The following is a 15,240-nucleotide window of genomic DNA, read 5'->3' as shown; positions in this document are numbered from 1 at the left end:
TTACTCTCCCGCGTCCGCCACGCTCTGCTGCTGGCTGTGCAGCAAAGCGGTCTGGTGCGTTTTGATCAGGTTATCGACCGAGGGGCCGAAGATCGCGGTGAAGGAGCTGGGATAGATGCCCATCCACATCACGATCGCGATCAGCGGCACGAACAGCGCGATCTCGCGGGGCGAGAGATCCAGCAAACCCTTGAGGTCCGGCTTGGTCAACTCGCCGAAGATCACCCGGCGGTAGAGCCAGAGCATGTAGGCCGCACCCAGGATCACGCCGAAGGCGATGAAGAAGGCCGCCCAGGTGTTGTCCTTGAACACGCCCACCATGACCAGGAATTCGCCGATGAAGCCGCTGGTGCCCGGCAGGCCGACCGAGGCCATGGTGAAGATCATGAAGGCGAAGGCATAGCGCGGCATGTTGTTGACCAGCCCGCCGTAGCGGCCGATCTCGCGGGTGTGCAGCCGGTCATAGACCACGCCGACGCAGAGGAAGAGCGCGCCGGAGACGACGCCATGGCTCAGCATCTGGAACAGCGCGCCCTCGATGCCCTGCTGGTTCAGGCTGAAGATGCCGGCGGTCACGAAACCCATATGCGCGACCGAGGAATAGGCGATCAGCTTCTTCATGTCCTCCTGGGCGAGCGCCACCAGCGAGGTGTAGATCACCGCCACGATGCTCAAGGTGTAGATCAGCGGCGTGAAATAGACCGAGGCGTCGGGCAGCATCGGCAGCGAGAAGCGCAGGAAGCCGTAGCCGCCGATCTTCAGCAGCACGCCGGCCAGGATCACCGAGCCCGCGGTCGGCGCCTCGACGTGGGCGTCGGGCAGCCAGGTATGGACCGGCCACATCGGCACCTTGACCGCGAAGGACGCGAGGAAGGCGAGCCAGAGCCACTTCTGCGCATCCTTGTCGAAGGCGGTCTGCATCAGGGTCGGGATGTCGGTGGTGCCGGCCTGGCGATACATGTAGAGGATCGCCAGCAGCATCAGCACCGAGCCGAGCAAGGTGTAGAGGAAGAACTTGAAGGCCGAATAGACCCGGCGCGCGCCGCCCCAGACGCCGATGATCAGGTACATCGGGATCAGCACGCCCTCGAAGAAGACGTAGAAGGCCAGGAAGTCGAGCGCGCAGAAGGTGCCGACCATCAGGGTCTCGAGCACCAGGAAGGCGATCATGTATTCCTTGACCCGCATCTGGATCGCTTCCCAGCTCGCCAGGATGCAGATCGGCGTCAGCAGGGTCGAGAGCAGCACGAAGGTCATGGAGATGCCGTCGACGCCCATCCGGTAGCCGATCTTCAGGCTCGGCATCCACGCCGCGTTTTCCTCGAACTGGAAGCCCGGGTTGGTGCGGTCGAAATTGAACCAGATGGCCAGCGACAGCAGGAAGACCACGCTGGAGGTGATCAGCGCCAGCCAGCGCGCGCTCTTGGCCACGAAAGCCTCGTCGCCGCGGGTGATGAAGATCAGCAGCGCACCGACCAGCGGCAGGAAGGTGGTGAGGGAGAGGATCGGGAAAGCGGTCATAGGAGCCTCAGCCTCGGAACACGAACTGGTACCAGTACCAGGTGACCAGCGCGACCACGCCGATCATCATGACAAAGGCATAGTGGTAGACGTAACCGGTCTGCAGCTTGCTGGCGCGGCCGGCCAGCTTGACGGTGAGCTTGGAGATGCCGTCCGGCCCGAGCCCGTCGATGATTGCCCCGTCCCCGCCCTTCCAGAAGATCCGGCCGAGCTTCAGCGCCGGGCGCACCAGGATGGCGTCGAACAGCTCGTCGAACATCCACTTCCTGTAGACGAAGGTGTAGATCGGGCCGAAGGCGGCCGAGATCTTCGCCGGCAGGTCGGTGCGCTTCATATAGGCGATGAAGGCGAAACCGATGCCGATGATGCCCATCACCAGCGGCAGGAGCTTGACCCAGGCGGCGACCTCGTGCGCCTCCTGCGGCACATGGTTGTCCGGCGCGAAGAAGATCGCCGAGCCCCAGAACTCCTCCATACGCTCGCCGACGAAATACGGCGCGAAGACGATGCCGGCGCCGACGGCGCCCACCGCCAGCACCACCAGCGGCGCCAGCATGACCCAGGGACTCTCGTGCACATGTTCCATCGTGTGATGGTCGGCGCGCGGCTTGCCGTGGAAGGTCATGAACAGCAGGCGCCAGGAATAGAACGCCGTCATCACCGCGGCGGCGATGCCGAGCCAGAAGGCATACTGCCCCACCCCGCTATGCGCGGCGAAGGCGGATTCTAGGATCGCGTCCTTGGAATAATAGCCGGCGAAGATCGGAATGCCGGCCAGCGCCAGGCTGCCGATCCACATCAAGGCATAGGTCCAGGGGATGAGCTTGTAGATGCCGCCCATCTTGCGCATGTCCTGCTCATCGGACATGGCGTGGATCACCGAGCCCGAGCAGAGGAACAGCAGCGCCTTGAAGAAGGCATGGGTGAAGAGGTGGAACATGGCCGCGCCATAGGCGCCGACGCCGGCCGCGAAGAACATGTAGCCGAGCTGCGAGCAGGTCGAATAGGCGATCACCCGCTTGATGTCGTATTGGGTGAGGCCGATCGTCGCCGCGAAGAAGGCGGTCGAGGCGCCGACCACGGTCACCACCATCTTGGCGTCGGGGGCGAACTCGAACATCGGCGAGAGCCGGCAGACCATGAAGACGCCGGCGGTCACCATGGTCGCGGCATGGATCAGCGCCGAGACCGGGGTCGGGCCTTCCATCGCGTCCGGCAGCCAGGTGTGCAGCGGCACCTGGGCCGACTTGCCCATGGCGCCGATGAACAGAAGGATGCAGAGCGTGGTCAGGACGTCCGGGTTCCAGGAGAGGAAATGGAAGGTCTTGCCGACCTGGTCCGGCACCAGCTGGAACACGGTCTCGAAATGCACCGAGCCGAAGATCAGGAACACGCCCATGATGCCGAGCGCGAAGCCGAAGTCGCCGACCCGGTTGACCACGAAGGCCTTGATCGCCGCGGCATTGGCGCTCGGGCGGTGGAACCAGAAACCGATCAGCAGGTAGGAGCACAAGCCGACGCCTTCCCAGCCGAAGAACATCTGGATGAAGTTGTCGGCAGTCACCAGCATCAGCATGCAGAAGGTGAACAGCGAGAGATAGGCGAAGAAGCGCGGCTTCGAATGGTCGTGGCCCATGTAGCCGATCGAATAGACGTGGACCATCGCCGAGACCGTGGTCACCACCACCAGCATGACGGCGGAGAGCTGGTCGACCCTGACCGCCCAGTCGGCCTTGAACGAGCCGGTGTTGAACCAGGTGAGCAAGGTGGTGGTGCGCGGCGTGCCGCCGAAATTGACGTCCAGGAACACGATCCAGGACATGACGGCGCAGAGCAGCAGCAGGCCGGAGGTGATGTACATGGCCGGCTTGTCGCCGATCATGCGGTTGCCGAGGCCCGCGATGAGCGCGCCGATCAGAGGCAGCAATACGATCCAGGCGTCCATCTCTGCCTCAGCCGTTCATCATGTTGATGTCTTCGACCGCGATCGAGCCGCGGTTGCGGAAATAGACCACCAGGATCGCGAGACCGATCGCGGCCTCGGCCGCCGCAACGGTGAGCACGAACATGGCGAAGACCTGCCCCACCATGTCGCCCAGGAAATGCGAGAAGGCGACCAGGTTGATGTTGACCGCGAGCAGCATCAATTCGACCGACATCAGGATGATGATGACGTTCTTGCGGTTCAGGAAGATGCCGAAGATCCCGATGGTGAACAGGATCGCCGCGACGGTCAGGTAATGCGTCAGGGTGATTTCCATGGCGTTACACCCCGCTCCCGGTCGGCACGTTCTTGATTTCCACCGAGCTCGCATTGCGCTCGAGCTGGGTCGCGATCCGCTGGCGCTTCACCCCGGCGCGCTCGCGATGGGTCAGCACGATGGCGCCGATCATCGCCACCAGCAGCACCATGCCGGCCGCCTGGAACAGGTAGAAATACTGGGTGTAGAGCAGCTGCCCGAGCGCCTTGGTATTGCTGGCCTGCTCCAGGGCCGGCGTGGGCGCGCCCAGGACGCCGCTGGTGGCGGTCGGGGCCACCCAGCCGCCGAAGATGAAGACCAGCTCGGCCACCAGGATCACGCCGATGACGGCGCCGATCGGCAGGTAGCGCACGAAGCCCTGCCGCAGCGCCACGAAGTTGATGTCCAGCATCATGACGACGAACAGGAACAGCACGGCGACCGCGCCGACATAGACGACGACCAGCATCATCGCCAGGAACTCGGCGCCCATCAGCACGAACAGGCCGGCGGCGTTGAAGAAGGTCAGAATCAGGAACAGCACCGAATAGACCGGGTTGCGGTTCGCGACCACCAGCACGCCGGAAATCACGGCGACGACGGCGAAGATCCAGAAGGCGATGGCTTGGATGATCATCCCCTAACCCTCACCGGTACGGCGCGTCGGCGTTGATGTTGCCGGCAAGCTCGGCTTCCCAGCGCTCGCCGTTCTCGAGCAGTTTGTCCTTGTTGTAGAACAACTCCTCGCGGGTCTCGGTCGCGAACTCGAAATTCGGCCCCTCGACGATGGCATCGACCGGGCAGGCTTCCTGGCAGAAGCCGCAATAGATGCACTTGGTCATGTCGATGTCGTAGCGCGTGGTGCGGCGGCTGCCGTCGGCGCGCGGCTCGGCCTCGATGGTGATGGCCTGGGCTGGGCAGATCGCCTCGCAGAGCTTGCAGGCGATGCAGCGCTCTTCGCCGTTCGGATAGCGGCGCAAGGCATGCTCGCCGCGGAAACGGGGCGAGAGCGGTCCCTTTTGATAGGGGTAGTTGATGGTCACTTTTTCCTTGAAGACATAGGAGAAGGTCAGGGCCATGCCTTTGACCAGCTCCTTCAGGAAGAAGCTGCGGATCGTGCGGTCGATCGCGCTCATTGGGACGCTCCCGTGGTGACAGCAGAGGCCGCGGCGTTCGGCAGCCAGTCGAAGGGTCCGTAGACCAGCACCGCGGAATAGAACACGACCATGGCAAGGCTGAGCGGCAGGAACACCTTCCACCCCAAGCGCATCAGCTGGTCATAGCGGTAGCGCGGGAAGGTGGCGCGCACCCAGAGGAAGCAGAAGGCGACGAAGGCGACCTTGGCGGCGAACCAGAGCGCCTGCCAGATGCCGGTCAGGATCGCGGAATCGAACGGCTCCCAGCCCAGGATCGGCTGCCAGCCGCCGAGGAACAGGATCGCCGTCATCGAGCTCATCAGCCAGATGTTGGCGTATTCGCCGAGGAAGAACAGCGCGAAGGTGAAGGCCGAGTATTCCGAGAAATAACCGGCGACCAGCTCGGATTCCGCTTCCGGCAGATCGAAGGGCGGCCGGTTGGTCTCGGCCAAGGCCGAGATGAAGAAGACCACGAACATCGGCAGCAGCGGGATGCAGAACCAGATCGAGGCCTGCGCCTTGACGATGTCGTTGATGTTGAGCGAGCCGACGCACATCAGCACCGTCACCATGACGAAGCCGATCGAGACTTCGTAGGAGACCATCTGCGCCGCCGAGCGCAGCGCGCCGAGGAACGGGTATTTCGAGTTCGAGGCCCAGCCGGCCAGGATGATGCCGTAGACGCCGAGCGAGGAGATCGCGAAGAGATAGAGGATGCCGACATTGATGTTGGCGAGCACGAAACCGTCGGCAAACGGGATCACCGCCCAAGCCACCAGGCTCAGCACGAAGGTGATCATCGGCGCGACGATGAAAGTGACGCGGCTGGCGCCGCTGGGGATGATGGTTTCCTTGAACAGCAGCTTCACGCCGTCGGCGATCGGCTGCAGCAGGCCGAACGGGCCGACCACGTTGGGGCCGCGGCGGATCTGCATCGCCGCCATCACCTTGCGCTCGGCATAGGTGAGATAAGCGACCGCCAGCAGCAGCGGCAGGATGATGCAGACGATCATGATGATCGTGAACACCGCCGTGCCGAGATACGGCCCCATCTGCTCGATGAACCAGTTGCTAGCCATGGGTGCCGGTCTTCTTCTTGGGGCTGACGAAGGCCTCGGTGCATTCCGCCATGGTCGCAGAGGCGCGGCTGATCGGGTCGGTCATGTAGTAGTTGGCGATCGGCGAGGCGAAGGGTTTCGCATCGGTCGCGCCGGCCTTGCCGAAAGCCTCCCAGGCGGCGGGCTCGATCGCGTTCAGACGCTGGAAGCGCTTGTTCGCCTGATAGAGCTTGGCCCGGAGCTGGTCGAGATTGTCATAGGCGAGCGGCTTGCCGAGCTTCTCGGACAAGGCGCGCAGGATCGCCCAGTCTTCCTTGGCTTCGCCCGGCGGGAAGATCGCCAGCATGGCGAGCTGCGCCCTGCCCTCCAGGTTCATGTAGGTGCCGTCCTTCTCGGTATAGGCGGCGCCAGGCAGCACGACATCGGCGCGGTGCGCGCCGCGGTCGCCGTGATGGCCCTGATAGACCACGAAGGCCTTGCCGAGATGGCTGGGGTCGATCTCGTCGGCGCCCAGCAGATAGACGAAGTCGATCTCGCCCTTGGATGCGCCGTCGAGGATGCCGGTGATGTCGCGGCCGCCCTGCCCCGGCACGAAGCCGAGTTCGAGCCCGGCCACACGCCCTGCAGCCGTCTGCAGCACGTTGAAGCCGTTCCAGCCGTCCTTGATCAGGCCGCAGGAATCCGCCACGGCCTTGGCCTGCGCCAGGATCGCGGCGCCGTCGGGACGGGCCAGCGCACCCATGCCGAGGATCAGCATCGGGGCCTTGGCATCCTTCAAGACCTGCGCGAAGGCATGGCTGCCGCTGGCAATCTGGCCGAGCGTGTCGGCGCCGGCGCCGAGCACATCCACCGGATAGGTCAGATCGTATTTCGCGCCGATCGCCGCGACCTTCAGGCCGCCCTTCAGGTAGCGCTTGCGGATCCGGGCATTCACCATCGGCGCTTCCCAGCGCGGGTTGGTGCCGATCAAAAGGATCGCGTCCGCCTTCTCGATTCCGGCGATCGTGGTGTTGAAGAGATAGGAGGCGCGCACCTTCGGATCGACCGCGGCGCCGTCCTGGCGGCAGTCGAGGTTGCCGGAGCCGAGCGAGGTCATCACCTCCTTCAGCGCGAACATGGATTCCGCGTCGCAGAGGTCGCCGGCCAGAGCCGCGATCTTCTTGGCGTCGAGGCTCTTGAGCTTCGCCGCAATGGCATCGAGCGCCTCAGACCAGCTGGCCGGCTTCAGCTTGCCATCGACCCGGATATACGGGCGGTCGAGGCGCTGGCGCATCAGGCCATCGACATTGAAACGGCCCTTGTCGGCCATCCACTCCTCGTTCACGTCCTCATTGAGGCGCGGCAGCACGCGCAGCACTTCGCGGCCGCGGGTGTCGAGGCGGGTGTTCGTCCCGCACGCATCCGAGACGTCGATGCTGTCGGTCTTGGTCAGCTCCCAGGGCCGCGCGGTGAAGGCATAGGGCTTCGAGGTCAGCGCGCCGACGGGACAGACGTCGATAAGGTTGCCGGAGAGCTCGCTGTCGATGGTCTTTTCGACATAGGTCGTGATCTCGAGATGCTCGCCGCGGCTGGTGCCGCCCAGCACTTCGACGCCGCCGATCTCGGTCGAGAAGCGGATGCAGCGCGTGCACTGGATGCAGCGCGTCATCACGGTCTTCACCAGCGGCCCGAAATCCTTGTCGGTGACGGCGCGCTTCTCTTCGGCATAGCGCGAGAAGCCGCGGCCATAGGCCATGGCCTGGTCCTGCAGGTCGCATTCGCCGCCCTGGTCGCAGATCGGGCAGTCGAGCGGATGGTTGATCAGCAGGAATTCCATCACGCCGTTGCGTGCCTTCTTGACGGCGGGCGTGTCGGTCTTGATCACCATGCCTTCGGCGACCGGCATGGCGCAGCTCGCAATCGGCTTCGGCGCCTTCTCCTGCTCGACCAGGCACATGCGGCAGTTGCCCGCCACCGACAGGCGCTCGTGGTAGCAGAAGCGCGGGATCTCCTTGCCGGCCAGCTCGCAGGCCTGCAGCACGGTAATCCCGGCGGGGACTTCGATCTCGATGCCGTCGATCGTCATCTTCGGCATGGGATTACTCCGCCGCCCGAGTGGATGCCATTGGGCGGGAGTTGTACTGCAACATGCGTTCCTCGATCACCGGGCGGAAATGCCGGATCAGACCCTGGATCGGCCAGGCCGCCGCGTCGCCGAGCGCGCAGATGGTATGGCCTTCGACCTGCTTGGTGATGTCCTGCAGCATGTCGATCTCGGCGGGCTTGCCCTCGCCGCGCACAAAACGCTGCATGATGCGGTACATCCAGCCCGTGCCCTCGCGGCAGGGCGTGCACTGGCCGCAGCTCTCATGCTGGTAGAAATGCGAGAGCCGGGCGATCGCCTCGATGAGATCGGTGCTCTTGTCCATGACGATGACCGCCGCGGTGCCGAGGCCGGACTGCACGGCGCGCAGGCTGTCGAAGTCCATCAGGACCTCGTCGCAGATCGACTTCGGCAGCAGCGGCACCGAAGCGCCGCCCGGAATGACCGCGAGCAGGTTGTCCCAGCCGCCGCGCACCCCGCCGCAATGGCGCTCGATCAGCTCCTTCAGCGGAATGCCCATTTCCTCTTCGACATTGCAGGGCTTGTTCACATGCCCCGAGATGCAGAAGAGCTTGGTGCCGGTATTCTTCGGCCGGCCGAGCGCGCCGAACCAGGCGGCGCCGCGGCGCATGATGGTCGGCGTGACCGCGATGGTCTCGACATTGTTGACGGTCGAGGGGCAGCCATAGAGGCCGCAGGCCGCCGGGAATGGCGGCTTCAGGCGCGGCTGGCCCTTCTTACCTTCGAGGCTCTCGATCAGCGCGGTTTCTTCGCCGCAGATATAGGCGCCGGCGCCGCGATGCAGGAAGACGTCATAGTCATAGCCCGAGCCGCAGGCATTCTTGCCGATCAGACCCGCCGCATAGGCTTCGTCGATCGCGGTCTGCAGGTTCTTGCACTCGAGCGGGAACTCGCCACGGATGTAGATATAGGCGGCGGTGCAGCCCATGGCGAAACCGGCGACCAGGCAGCCTTCGACCAGCGTGTGCGGGTCGAAGCGCATGATCTCGCGGTCCTTGCAGGTGCCCGGCTCGGATTCGTCGGCATTGACCACGAGATAAGCCGGGCGTCCATCGGAGGCCTTCGGCATGAAGGACCACTTCAGGCCGGTCGGGAATCCGGCGCCGCCGCGGCCGCGCAGGTCCGAGGCCTTGATCTCGTTGACGATGGCGTCGCGGCCCTTCTCGAGGATTGCCTTGGTGTTGTCCCAGATGCCGCGGCGCTTGGCGCCGGCAAGCTTCCAGTCGTCCTGGCCGTAGAGGTTGGTGAAGATGCGGTCTTTGTCCTGGAGCGCCATGATTACTGCCCCGCTCCCTTGCCCAAGTCTTTGAGCGTCGTCATGCCGCCTTCCGGCGCCGAGTTCAGGCGATCAACCTGCGGGCCGATCTTCGGCTGCTTCCCGGCGGCCAGCTCGTCGAGGATCCTCTCCAGGCTCGCCGGCGTCAGGTCCTCGTAGAAATCGTCGTTGATCTGCACCATTGGCGCGTTCACGCAGGCGCCGAGGCATTCGACTTCCATGATGGTGAACTTGCCGTCGGCGCTGGTGCCGTGCAGATCGACGCCGAGCTTCTTCTTGCACATCTCGGTCAAGCCATCCGAGCCGCGCAGCCAGCAGGGCGTCGTCCGGCAGATCTGCACCAGGTGCTTCCCGACCGGCTTCAGGTTGTACATCGTGTAGAAGGTCGCGACCTCGTAGACGCGGATCGGCGCCATCTCGAGCATGCCTGCGATCACGTCCATGGCGGCGCGGGAGACCCAGCCCTCCTGGTATTGCGCGAGCCAGAGCAGCGGCATGACGGCCGAGGCCTGGCGGCCCTTCGGGTACTTGGCGATATGCTTCTTGGCTTCCGCGAGATTGGCTTCGCTGAAGGCGAAGCTCGTCGGTTGCACGAAGTCGGTGTTGGCAGGAGCAGCGCTCATCGGTCGATCTCACCGAAAACGATGTCGAGGGAGCCGAGGATCGCCACCGAATCCGCGAGCATGTAGCCCTTGCAGAGGAAATCCATGGCCGCGAGATGCGGGAAGCCCGGCGCGCGGATCTTGCAGCGATACGGGCGATTGGTGCCGTCGGAGACGAGATAGACGCCGAACTCGCCCTTGGGCGCTTCGACGGCGGCGTAGGCCTCGCCCTCGGGCACATGGAAGCCTTCGGTGTAGAGCTTGAAATGATGGATCAGCGCTTCCATCGAATGCTTCATCTCGCCGCGCTTGGGCGGGGCGACCTTGCGGTCGATCGAGCTCGCCGGTCCGCCCGGCATCGCCTTGATGCATTGGCGGATGATCTCGTTCGACTGCTTCATCTCCTCGACGCGGATGAGATAGCGGTCGTAGCAGTCGCCGTTCTTGCCGACCGGAATGCCGAACTGCACCTTGTCATAGGCCGCGTAGGGCTGCGACTTGCGGAGATCCCAGGGCACGCCCGACGCGCGGATCACCGGGCCGGTGAAGCCCCAGGCGATCGCGTCCTCGGCCGAGACCGGCGCGATATCGACCAGGCGCTGCTTGAAGATGCGGTTCTCGGTCAGCAGGCCCTCGACATCCTGCAGCACCTTGGGGAATTTCTCGCTCCAGGCCCAGATGTCGTCGAGGATGCCGGCCGGGAGATCCTGGTGGACGCCGCCGGGACGATAGTAAGCCGCATGGAGACGGGCACCGGAGACGCGCTCGTAAAACTCCATCAGCAGCTCGCGCTCCTCGAAGGACCAGAGGAAGGGCGTTACCGCACCGACATCCATGGCATAGGCCGGGACGTTCAACAGGTGGTTGAGGATGCGGGTAATCTCGTCGAACATCGTCCGGATGTAGAGGCCGCGCTCCGGCACTTCGATGCCCATCAGCTTCTCGACGGCGAGCACGAAGGCATGCTCCTGGCACATCGGGCTGACGTAATCGAGGCGGTCGAAATACGGTATCGCCTGGAGATAGGTCTTGTACTCGATCAGCTTCTCGGTGCCGCGATGGAGCAACCCGATATGCGGATCGACGCGGCGCACCACCTCGCCGTCCATCTCCATGACCATGCGCAGAACCCCGTGCGCCGCAGGATGCTGCGGCCCGAAGTTCATGGTCATCGGCTTGATCTGGGTCTCGGCCATGATTTACGGCGCCTTCGGCGCACCGGAGGCGCCGGGATTGTTGGTGGAATTTGCGGTCGGGCTGGGCGACGCCGCACCCGGCGCCGGATTGGCCGGCGCCGGATCCTTCGGACCTGGGGTCGCCTTTTCGTCACCCGGGAGCACGCGCGGCTGCAGCATGCCTTCCCAGGGCGATAGGAAATCGAAGGAACGGAATTCCTGGCGCAGCTCGACCGGCTCGTAGATGACGCGCTTCTGCGCTTCGTCGTAGCGGACCTCGATATAGCCGGTCAGCGGGAAGTCCTTGCGGAACGGATGCCCCTCGAAACCGTAGTCGGTGAGGATGCGCCGCAGATCCGGGTTGTCGCTGAAGAAGATGCCGTACATGTCATAGGCTTCGCGCTCGAACCATTGCGCGGCCGGCCAGATGTCGTTGACCGAGGCGATCGCCTCCTCCTCGCCCAGCTTGGCGCGGACGCGGACGCGGATGTTCTTCTTCAAACTCAGCAGGTGATAGACGACGTCGAAGCGCTTCTCGCGCTCCGGATAGTCGACGCCGGCGACGTCGATCAGCATCTTGAACAACAAGTTCGGATCGTCGCGCAGGAACTTCGAAACCTTCACGATGTCCGCGGGACGGACCTCGACGGTCAGCTCGCCGAGCGTCACGCTCGTGCCGATCACCGCTTGGCCCAAAGCGCCCGCGATGTAATCGCCCAGTTCGCGCAGGCTGTCGCTCATCGATACTGCCTTACTGCTGCTGGAGTGGCACGACCGCGCCACCCACTCGGTCGTCATCCTCCGCGAAGGCGGAAGATCCACGAGTTTCTTTGCGCGGAGACAAACTCGTGGATGGTCCGCCTTCGCGGACCATGACGAGGCTTGGGGTTGGGGCCACGCAAGTCGGGATCATCAGAGAACTCGCTTTAGCGCGCGATGGTGGAGGTGCGCTTGATCTTCTTCTGAAGCTGCAGGATGCCGTAGACCAGCGCCTCGGCGGTCGGCGGGCAGCCCGGCACGTAGATATCGACCGGCACGATGCGGTCGCAACCACGCACCACGGAATAGGAATAGTGATAGTAGCCGCCGCCATTGGCACAGGAGCCCATCGAGATCACCCAGCGCGGCTCGGCCATCTGGTCGTAGACCTTGCGCAAGGCGGGGGCCATCTTGTTGGTGAGCGTGCCGGCCACGATCATCACGTCGGACTGGCGCGGGCTGCCGCGCGGGACCACGCCGAATCGGTCGAGGTCGTAGCGCGCCATATAGGCATGCATCATCTCGACGGCGCAGCAGGCCAGCCCGAAGGTCATCGGCCAGAGCGACCCGGTGCGCGCCCAATTGACCAGCTTGTCCATTTGCGCGACGACGAAGCCCTTGTCCTGGAGCTCGTCGGTCACCTGGCGAATCGCCTGGTCCTGCGCAGCGCCGGGCGCCAGTGGTTGACCGTGGGGCTGGAGGTTGGTGCTCACTCCCATTCGAGCGCTCCCTTCTTCCATTCGTAGATGAAGCCGACGGTCAGGACGCCGAGGAAGATCATCATCGACCAGAAGCCGAACACGCCGATCTCGCCCAAGGTCACCGCCCAGGGGAACAGGAACGCCACTTCAAGGTCGAAAATGATGAACAGGATCGAGACCAAATAGAAGCGCACGTCGAACTGGCGCCGCGCGTCGTCGAAGGCTTCGAAACCGCATTCATAGGGGGAGAGCTTCTCGGAATCCGGATTCTGCTTGGCCAGAAGCAGCGAGGCCGAGAGCATGACCACCGTCAGGCCGACGGCGATCACCAGAAAGATCAGGATAGGCAGGTATTCCCGAAGCAGTCCGTCCATACTCACTCCCTCTCCCGCCGTGATCCACCCCCTGGACCCGCTCGCGAGAGGCTTTTGTGCGCCGCACTCTCTGGCATCGCGCCAATTGAAACTCCAGCAAAATCGCCGCCGGAGCCCCCGACTCAAAAGCCGCGCTACTATAGAGCCGGGCTTTACACCGTCAAAGCGCAAAAACGCCAAATCCGGCCCGACTCGGCCGTGAAGAACGTCTTCCAAGACTCTGTTTATCAAAGATGATTCCCGGTTACGGAATCAAGAATGGCGCGAGCGACGGGACTTGAACCCGCGGCCTCCGGCGTGACAGGCCGGCGCTCTAACCAACTGAGCTACGCCCGCGCATTTCCTGCCTAAACAACGAGATCGGTGATCCGGCAGAGCGGGTCGATCCGGCAGCGGCGCCCATGTACCCGTCCCCGGGTGTGGTGTCAACAAATGTATCAGCAGCCCCCGATCGGGCCGCGGGGAGGGCCCGTCTACTCCGGGCAGCGGTAGGCGTATTTGAACGACTGCTCCTGGCAGCTCATCGCATCCACATAGCCCTTGGGCCGGCTCTCGAAGTAGATGTAGCGCCCGCCGTCGTGGCAGCGGACCAGGTAGCTGTCCCATTTGCCGTTCTCGGTCTCGCCGAGCGGCGTATAGGCGTCCACGGCATCGCAGTGATATTTCTGCCCGCGGAGCGTGGCATGGATCTTCTTGTTGTCGAGCGGCGCGAGCGGATCGACCGAGGCCCGCTCCTGCTGCATGCCGCGGTAGAGCAGGACCAGCACGGTCGCCGCCAGCACGCCGATCAACGCTTTTACAATCATCCCCGCCCACGCCCCGTCGCCGATTCCGCAACCTAACACCGGCGGTTGTGGCGGTGAAGATGCGCGCGGAAAATCTGCCGCAGCGCTGCAACCAACACCCCGACTCGCTGCTTTCATGCTGCATGGCGCAGCTCCTCCAAATCGATCCCTCGGCATTCCAGGATGCCCCGAACCTGGTTTCGGTGGCCGATCCTGTGGCCGCCGCGCCCATGCCTGTTGCCGCCGTGCAACCGAAGGCGCGTCCCCTGCCCGCCTGGTACCTGACCCCGGTCGTCATCGTCCCGATCGCCGCCGCCGGCTTCATCATCGGCAATGTGCTGATGATGATTCCCTGGCAGGCGCTTTGACCCGAGCGCCCGGCGCAACGCGCGACAAACCGTGAAATTCCCTGGCGTTCCGCGGCCTCGGTCGATTCCGGGGCGCAAAGCGGTGGATAACGGGGACAAGCCGTCGATCCGTTTCCGCTCCGAAGCCTAAGGACGCTGTTCGGCGCCCTTGAGCGCCGGTAATCTCTCCCGGCGAGCGGTTCGGGGGGATCCATGCGGGCGTTGTCCGTTGCGGCACTGGCGGTTCTGGCGGGGTGGGTGGCGGCTAACCCGGCCTTGGCCGAAGATCGACCGCTGGGTGCCGGCTGCGACGACGCGGTCGCGCGCGGGGTCTGGGACCTGGCGATCGATCTCTGCGCGCCGGAAATGCTGCCGGCCGATGCTTCGCCGCAGACCAAGGCGCGGATCCTGCTCGGCCGGGCCAAGGCCTATCGGGAAACCGGCGACCCGGATCGCGCGGCCGCCGACGCGGCGGAAGCACAGCGGCTCGACCCCGACAGCGCCGCCGCCTTCCAAGCCACGGAAACGCAGCGGGCGACGGCCAAAGGCGCGCTTCAACAATCGCTGAAGGCAGCCCAGGCATCGTGGGATCGCGGCGACGACGCCGGCGCCCTCGCCGCGTTGGACCGGATCATCGCCGACAATCCCAACAGCGCCCAGGCCTATGCGCTCCGGGCCAGCATCTATCTCGCAAGGCGCGACGAGGGCCGCGCCCAAGGGGACATCCAAAGCGCCACCAGGCTCGCCCGGAACTGCGCGCTGACGCCGAAGAAGCAGGTCTACGTCTTCACTTGCCCGGAGTGAGAGAGCAATGAGTGGATGGGACATGGACGAGATCTGGCTGGTGGCGACCCTGGTCTTTGCCGCCGGCATCGGCGGTTTCCTGCTGGGGATGTTTGCCCTCATGCGGGCGCGGGAACTGGCGACGCATTTTGACGTCGCAGTTCCGCGGATCCCGGGACTGAGCCAGGAACAGACATTCGGGCTCCTCGGCATCGCGGGTCTCGCCGGCGTCTGCCTCGCCCTGTTCCTGCGCTAGCAGGCTGTTGAAAAAGCCTATAGCGGTCGATCTTTGGAGATGATTCACTCGAAGTGAAGAAAGCTTCTGGGGGATCAGATGCGTGGATCGGACGATCAGGCAGGATCACTATTCTCGTACGTC

17 protein-coding genes and 1 tRNA gene are annotated in these 15,240 nt (G+C 64.2%); 3 read left to right on the top strand and 15 right to left on the bottom strand.

What is annotated here, in order from left to right; all coding sequences use genetic code 11:
- From ACH2CY_RS21355 to ACH2CY_RS21285, 15 genes are all read right to left on the bottom strand, one after another.
- Complete coding sequence (locus tag ACH2CY_RS21355) at positions 1-1,521, bottom strand: NADH-quinone oxidoreductase subunit M (protein WP_395021546.1); 1,521 nt, start codon at positions 1,519-1,521, stop codon at positions 1-3.
- Positions 1,522-1,528: 7 nt separating this feature from the next.
- Positions 1,529-3,466 (bottom strand): NADH-quinone oxidoreductase subunit L, encoded by a 1,938-nt coding sequence (nuoL, locus tag ACH2CY_RS21350; protein ID WP_395021545.1) that lies wholly within the window; start codon positions 3,464-3,466, stop codon positions 1,529-1,531.
- A 7-nt stretch (positions 3,467-3,473) separates the two neighbouring features.
- The gene (gene nuoK / locus ACH2CY_RS21345) at positions 3,474-3,782 is read right to left on the bottom strand and encodes an NADH-quinone oxidoreductase subunit NuoK (protein ID WP_395021544.1); all 309 of its coding nucleotides are present in this window, start codon (positions 3,780-3,782) and stop codon (positions 3,474-3,476) included.
- A 4-nt stretch (positions 3,783-3,786) separates the two neighbouring features.
- Positions 3,787-4,398 (bottom strand): NADH-quinone oxidoreductase subunit J, encoded by a 612-nt coding sequence (locus ACH2CY_RS21340; protein WP_395021543.1) that lies wholly within the window; start codon positions 4,396-4,398, stop codon positions 3,787-3,789.
- Positions 4,399-4,408: 10 nt separating this feature from the next.
- A complete protein-coding gene (nuoI, locus tag ACH2CY_RS21335; protein ID WP_395021542.1) occupies positions 4,409-4,897 on the bottom strand; it encodes an NADH-quinone oxidoreductase subunit NuoI in 489 nt (162 codons plus the stop codon).
- Complete coding sequence (gene nuoH, locus ACH2CY_RS21330) at positions 4,894-5,976, bottom strand: NADH-quinone oxidoreductase subunit NuoH (protein WP_395021540.1); 1,083 nt, start codon at positions 5,974-5,976, stop codon at positions 4,894-4,896. Before nuoH ends, nuoI begins: the two co-directional genes overlap by 4 nt.
- Positions 5,969-8,029: an NADH-quinone oxidoreductase subunit NuoG gene (nuoG, locus tag ACH2CY_RS21325; protein ID WP_395021538.1), complete on the bottom strand. Its 2,061-nt coding sequence runs from the start codon at positions 8,027-8,029 to the stop codon at positions 5,969-5,971. The genes nuoH and nuoG overlap by 8 nt, the downstream gene beginning before the upstream one ends.
- A 4-nt stretch (positions 8,030-8,033) precedes the next feature.
- A complete protein-coding gene (nuoF, locus tag ACH2CY_RS21320) occupies positions 8,034-9,335 on the bottom strand; it encodes an NADH-quinone oxidoreductase subunit NuoF (RefSeq protein ID WP_395021537.1) in 1,302 nt (433 codons plus the stop codon).
- 2 nt (positions 9,336-9,337) lie between these two features.
- On the bottom strand, positions 9,338-9,958 hold the full coding sequence (gene nuoE, locus ACH2CY_RS21315) for an NADH-quinone oxidoreductase subunit NuoE (protein ID WP_395021536.1): 621 nt from the start codon (positions 9,956-9,958) through the stop codon (positions 9,338-9,340).
- A complete protein-coding gene (locus ACH2CY_RS21310) occupies positions 9,955-11,133 on the bottom strand; it encodes an NADH-quinone oxidoreductase subunit D (protein WP_395021535.1) in 1,179 nt (392 codons plus the stop codon). Before ACH2CY_RS21310 ends, nuoE begins: the two co-directional genes overlap by 4 nt.
- Before the next feature lie 3 nt (positions 11,134-11,136).
- Positions 11,137-11,853: an NADH-quinone oxidoreductase subunit C gene (locus tag ACH2CY_RS21305; protein ID WP_395021534.1), complete on the bottom strand. Its 717-nt coding sequence runs from the start codon at positions 11,851-11,853 to the stop codon at positions 11,137-11,139.
- 185 nt (positions 11,854-12,038) lie between these two features.
- Positions 12,039-12,611, bottom strand: a complete 573-nt coding sequence (locus ACH2CY_RS21300) for a NuoB/complex I 20 kDa subunit family protein (protein ID WP_395021532.1) — start codon at positions 12,609-12,611, stop codon at positions 12,039-12,041.
- Entirely contained in the window at positions 12,581-12,946 is a 366-nt protein-coding gene (locus tag ACH2CY_RS21295) for an NADH-quinone oxidoreductase subunit A (RefSeq protein ID WP_395021531.1), read from the bottom strand. Before ACH2CY_RS21295 ends, ACH2CY_RS21300 begins: the two co-directional genes overlap by 31 nt.
- Before the next feature lie 259 nt (positions 12,947-13,205).
- Positions 13,206-13,282, bottom strand: a tRNA-Asp gene (locus ACH2CY_RS21290).
- A gap of 137 nt (positions 13,283-13,419) precedes the next feature.
- Positions 13,420-13,752 carry a hypothetical protein gene (locus ACH2CY_RS21285; RefSeq protein ID WP_395021528.1) on the bottom strand — a complete coding sequence of 111 codons (333 nt, stop codon included), beginning with the start codon at positions 13,750-13,752 and terminating at the stop codon, positions 13,420-13,422.
- 53 nt (positions 13,753-13,805) lie between these two features.
- On the opposite strand from ACH2CY_RS21285, the gene ACH2CY_RS21280 reads away from it, so the two are divergent.
- The 3 genes from ACH2CY_RS21280 to ACH2CY_RS21270 all read left to right on the top strand — a co-directional run bounded on the left by ACH2CY_RS21280 (position 13,806) and on the right by ACH2CY_RS21270 (position 15,117).
- Complete coding sequence (locus tag ACH2CY_RS21280) at positions 13,806-14,099, top strand: hypothetical protein (protein ID WP_395021526.1); 294 nt, start codon at positions 13,806-13,808, stop codon at positions 14,097-14,099.
- Positions 14,100-14,291: 192 nt separating this feature from the next.
- A complete protein-coding gene (locus ACH2CY_RS21275; protein WP_395021524.1) occupies positions 14,292-14,882 on the top strand; it encodes a tetratricopeptide repeat protein in 591 nt (196 codons plus the stop codon).
- 22 nt (positions 14,883-14,904) lie between these two features.
- A complete protein-coding gene (locus tag ACH2CY_RS21270; protein ID WP_395021523.1) occupies positions 14,905-15,117 on the top strand; it encodes a hypothetical protein in 213 nt (70 codons plus the stop codon).
- Positions 15,118-15,240: the final 123 nt, after the last annotated feature.

This window comes from Dongia sp., from assembly GCF_041905885.1.
Classification (GTDB): domain Bacteria; phylum Pseudomonadota; class Alphaproteobacteria; order Dongiales; family Dongiaceae; genus Dongia.
The sequence above is the reverse complement of the archived record's forward strand: the minus strand, read 5'-3'. Positions and strand labels throughout refer to the sequence as shown.